Source organism: Gillisia marina (assembly GCF_000258765.1).
GTDB lineage: Bacteria > Bacteroidota > Bacteroidia > Flavobacteriales > Flavobacteriaceae > Gillisia > Gillisia marina.
In genome coordinates this window covers 1-4717 of record NZ_AJLT01000072.1, presented here as the reverse complement: position 1 = coordinate 4717, position 4717 = coordinate 1, and the positions used below count along the sequence as shown (strand labels likewise).

5 protein-coding genes are annotated in these 4717 nt (G+C 31.2%); 3 read left to right on the top strand and 2 right to left on the bottom strand.

The genetic code is table 11. The features are described from left to right. Positions 1-30 precede the first annotated feature (30 nt). Genes ON07_RS13255 through ON07_RS13245 form a run of 3 tightly spaced genes read left to right on the top strand, consistent with a single transcriptional unit; the run spans position 31 to position 2482 of the window. On the top strand, positions 31-870 hold the full coding sequence (locus ON07_RS13255) for a phytoene/squalene synthase family protein (protein WP_029332010.1): 840 nt from the start codon (positions 31-33) through the stop codon (positions 868-870). Next, positions 870-1319, top strand: a complete 450-nt coding sequence (locus ON07_RS13250; RefSeq protein ID WP_010232389.1) for a sterol desaturase family protein — start codon at positions 870-872, stop codon at positions 1317-1319. The genes ON07_RS13255 and ON07_RS13250 overlap by 1 nt, the downstream gene beginning before the upstream one ends. Positions 1320-1345: 26 nt before the next feature. Beyond that, the gene (locus tag ON07_RS13245; protein ID WP_010232388.1) at positions 1346-2482 is read left to right on the top strand and encodes a lycopene cyclase family protein; all 1137 of its coding nucleotides are present in this window, start codon (positions 1346-1348) and stop codon (positions 2480-2482) included. Here ON07_RS13245 and ON07_RS15650 read toward each other — a convergent pair. Together ON07_RS15650 and ON07_RS13235 are read right to left on the bottom strand one after the other, a co-directional pair. Further along, positions 2474-2881, bottom strand: a complete 408-nt coding sequence (locus ON07_RS15650) for a TlpA family protein disulfide reductase (RefSeq protein ID WP_010232387.1) — start codon at positions 2879-2881, stop codon at positions 2474-2476. The genes ON07_RS13245 and ON07_RS15650 overlap by 9 nt on opposite strands. A gap of 205 nt (positions 2882-3086) precedes the next feature. Next, the gene (locus ON07_RS13235; protein ID WP_010232385.1) at positions 3087-3845 is read right to left on the bottom strand and encodes an XRE family transcriptional regulator; all 759 of its coding nucleotides are present in this window, start codon (positions 3843-3845) and stop codon (positions 3087-3089) included. Positions 3846-4717 lie beyond the last annotated feature (872 nt).

Sequence of the window (4717 nt, the reverse complement as noted above, 5' to 3'; positions counted from 1 at the left end):
ATCTGGACTCATTCAAAAAGAATTTACCCTATGAAATTAATTTTCGACACCGTTTCTCGCACCTGCAGCCAGGCAGTAACAAATGCTTACAGTACGTCATTTTCTATGGCTACAAAAATGTTAGCACCGTCTATTAGACAAGATATTTATAACATTTATGGTTTTGTAAGGTTTGCAGATGAAATTGTAGATTCATTTCACGACTACGATAAAGAAAAATTACTTGAAGATTTCACTCAGGATCTTTATAAGGCCATCGACATTAAAATAAGCCTTAATCCTATCCTGAATTCTTTCCAAGAAACAGTTCATAAATATCAGATTGACGCATCCCTTTATAATGCTTTTTTAAAGAGCATGAAATTAGATCTGCATAAATCTACATATCTCACACAAGAAGATTATAAGGAATATATTTATGGAAGTGCAGATGTTGTGGGTTTAATGTGTTTGAAAGTTTTTGTGAAAGGAGACAATAAGAAATACGAGGAATTAAAAGATTCTGCCATGAGTTTAGGCTCAGCCTTTCAGAAAGTAAATTTTTTAAGAGATCTAAAAGCAGATTTTGAAGACCTAAGCAGAAGTTATTTTCCTGATACAAATCTTGCAGCTTTAGACGAAGCCAGCAAACAAAAGATTATTTTTGAAATTGAAGAAGATTTTAGTGCTGGATTAAAAGGAATTGCCAAATTACCTGTAGAAGCAAAATTTGGGGTATATACCGCCTACATTTATTATAGCAAACTACTGACTAAACTGAAAAAAGTACCTTCTTTGGAAATTAAAAATAAACGCATAAGTGTACCTAATTACCAAAAAGCCGGCTTACTTGCAAAATCTTACATCTCATATAGATTAAATTTAATATAATGGAAGTTTTACTCTGGATCATAATTTTTGTCGCTACTTTCTTAATGATGGAAGGAATGGCGTGGTTCACTCATAAATATGTAATGCACGGTTTTTTATGGAAACTGCATCAAGATCATCATAAAAAAGACCACAGCCATTGGTGGGAACGAAACGATTTATTTTTCGTTTTTTATGCTATAGTTAGTATCACTTTCTTTCTTCTGTGGAGATATGATGATCTTTGGATAGGCCTACCAATTGGGCTGGGAATACTCGCCTACGGAATTGCATATTTCATGGTTCATGATATATTTATACATCAACGTTTTAAAATATTTAGAAACGCCAATAACAAATATGCTAAAGGCGTAAGAAGAGCTCATAAAATGCACCATAAACATCTAGGTAAAGATGATGGGGAGTGTTTTGGGATGCTTTGGGTGCCTTTCAAGTATTTTAAGAAGTAACTTTTTATCTAACTCCAACTAATCTAGTGCCACAAAAGTTCGATTATATTATTATTGGAAGTGGCTTAGCTGGACTTCAGTTAGCATATAGATTAAGTGAAGATCCTTTTTTTCAGAAATTACAAATTGCAATAATAGATCCTTCTGCCAAAGACACCAATGATAAAACTTGGTGTTTTTGGGAAAAGGGAGATGGAAAATGGGACAATCTTATTACAAAATCTTGGGATCATGGGAAATTTATTTCTACTGAAACTAATTTAGATTTAGAGTTGAAGCCCTATTCTTATAAAATGTTGAAATCTATTGATTTCTATAATTTTGTAAAATCTGAATTAAAAAACACATCGAATTTTCATTTTATCTTAGACGAAATCATCGAAATAGATGAAGATAATTCTACTGCTTTAGGAAAAAATGATACATACATTGCCACTCATTTTTTTGATAGCCGAATTGACTCTGATTATTTAGAAGATTCCAAAAGCACTAAAATATTTCAGCATTTTAAAGGCTTGCATATTAAAACAAGCGCTTCAGTTTTTGACGAATCCACTTTTACGATGATGGATTTCAGAATAAAATTTCCAGATAGCACAAGTTTTACTTACGTATTGCCTTTAAGCGAAGATGAAGCATTAATAGAATATACATTTTTTACTCCATTTCTAACCGAGGAATCTATTTATAACACCTATCTACATACGTATATCAAAGAAATTCTTAAGATTGAGGAGTATGAAATAATCGACACCGAGAAAGGAGTAATCCCAATGACCGATTATGCTTTTCATAAAGCTAGTAGCCCAAAAGTGACTAAAATAGGAACTGCCGGATCTTGGGTAAAAGGATCTACAGGCTATTCCTTTAAGCATACCGAAAAGAAAATAGCCCAATTAGTAGAAAACATTAAATCCGGAAAAGAGCCTCAAGGCAACATATTGAATGTGCGATCTAGGTGGTACGATGCTATTTTTTTAGATGTTTTAAATAGAAATAATGAACTTGGGGAACAACTGTTTACTAAATTTTATACGAACAATACTCCTCAGGAAATTTTTAAATATCTAGATGAAGAAACAGCTATATTGGAAGAACTAAAAATTATGATTAGTATGTATCATTCGGAATTTATTCGTTCGTTTTTGAGGAAATTATTCTAGCAACAGTTTATCTATAGTTTTTCTAAGACTCTCACTATTCCAATCGGCTGCGCCAATCTTTTTAATAATAATAGCGCCATTTTTATCGATTAAATATGTAGTTGGAAGCGTTTTCCCATTTAAGGGCTCTGGAGCTTCGCTTAAAGGTCTATATGCAGGGAGCGAATATTTTTTACGGTTTAAAAAGCCACGAACAGTTTCATGATCTTCAGAAGAAACAAATAAGAACTCAACCTTATCTTTATAATCTCGATATAATAGTTCAAAACTAGGCATTTCCGCAATACAAGGAGGACACCAAGTAGCCCAAAAATTTACAAGAACAACTTTATTCTCTAGGTCTCCAAAATTTAATTTATCCTTATTGTTTTTCTCTAAAGCCCAATTATAATCTGCCAAAGATTCTCTTTCCTCTTCAGAAGTTACCGAAGACTAAAGGCCAACAATTTATTTACAAAGATTTGAATGGGTTTACGGGTGCCGGGAATGATCATCGCAAGAATAATCACTGCAATGATAATATTAGACCATTGATTTTTAAAAAGCTTCATCTTAAAATATTCGTGTAATTATTGGAACATAACAACTGGCCCAAAGTTACTATCTATTTATTAAGACTACTCAATTTTTTATTCAATTTAAATAATTCCTTTTTCAAAAAATCTATGGCTTCTTCCATATTTTGAATTTTACCCTTAGAGGCTATTTGATGGTGAGGAAGAATCACACTACTTATTTTTCCACGCACCACCATGGCTTGATAGATCTCAGATTTACTTATTTTTTTCAGCTGATCTTCTTCATGATCATTATCACTTTCTAAAAGCAGAAAATCTGTATTATTATCTAACCGAATCCTTTTAATTAATATACCGCCTTCGGTTACTAGCAAGATTAAAGTACCATCTAAAATATTATCTATATTAGGTTGATTCTGACAAATTATAACATCACCAGAAAGCAATGTGGGCATCATACTATCTCCTGCTACTTCAAATAGTTTTTGATCGTACGCCGGGTTAAAACCAGGAATTCGATACCAGTCTGAAACTTCAAAACTATGATCTTCATGAAAATTATTAATGAATCCTGCATGTGCAGTTGCTTTAATAAGTGGTATAAAGCCGTTTGATGGATCTATCTTAATCAAGTATTTATCGCCTTTTAGAATGAAATCTGTGGTTACTTTGTAGAGTTTACTTAAATTAATAATGTGGTCTACTGCAATCCCATTCTGAGAATTTTCAATTAAAGAATATGCGGCTTGGGATATAAATAGTTTTTCGGCCACAAGAGATTGGGAAAAAGCATTTTTCTTTCTAAGTGCCTTAATTCTTTCTCCAATAAGAGTCCTCTTAGTCATGTTCAATTTTCCTTTCTGGTTAATAAATTTAGGGTGGAAATTCAGCACTAAGGTCGACTATTAAAGGCGAAAGAAATATTGTTATAATGAATAATGATAAAATGCAGTGATAGTAGTAGCTAGAATGTTAATTATATGTTAAACAAAAATAACAGTATTGACATATATGTTGAATTTTTTTTATTTTCATATACGTTTTCTGACACTTATTAAAATGAATTGATTTTATATAAATAATTAATTATCAGTTTATTAGTGTACTAATTTCTAGTATAATTTGAACTGAAGTTATAATATCTTTCATCCTAATATTATGTTAAAAATTTTGAAAAAATAACAGAGAAATAACGTTAGATCATACTAGTTTTATCGATAATTGTGATTTAGTTATTTCAGAAAATTATAAAAAAGTTTGATTATGTAATTGTAGGGTGTTGCCTGATCAAATTGAAGAAACTCGGGAATTTTTTTCCGAGTTTTTTATTGGGTTAATTTCAGCCTAAGCTTTTATCAATTTTGGTAGACGATATTCTCTACACCCTAGCACTTTGTTTATCTCAAACGTGTTAATTAGCTGTTAAAGGTACTGAAATCTTTTTTACAGAGCATTTAATCCCTAAATTTATTTTTTATTTACAAGTTGCATTTTACCTGATTTTACTACCCCTACCTTATAAAATCAGTTTATTTCGAATAATCACTATTCGAAATTATATATTAATACATATTGAAAATTAAGTCTTTTGTACAATCCTATTGTATAAGGAAATTTTATGCGATTCAATAAAATTGATACGTATAGATATCCCGGCTTATATTATTGGTTAGTTGGTTAATAGTAGGGTATTAATTATGCTAACTAAAGAACCCCG

Bases quoted from the DNA above. Each gene is read 5' to 3' on its own strand.
- ON07_RS13255 (WP_029332010.1), top strand. From the start codon at position 31: ATGAAATTAATTTTCGACACCGTTTCTCGCACCTGCAGCCAGGCAGTA.
- ON07_RS13250 (WP_010232389.1), top strand. From the start codon at position 870: ATGGAAGTTTTACTCTGGATCATAATTTTTGTCGCTACTTTCTTAATG.
- ON07_RS13235 (WP_010232385.1), bottom strand. From the start codon at position 3,845: ATGACTAAGAGGACTCTTATTGGAGAAAGAATTAAGGCACTTAGAAAG.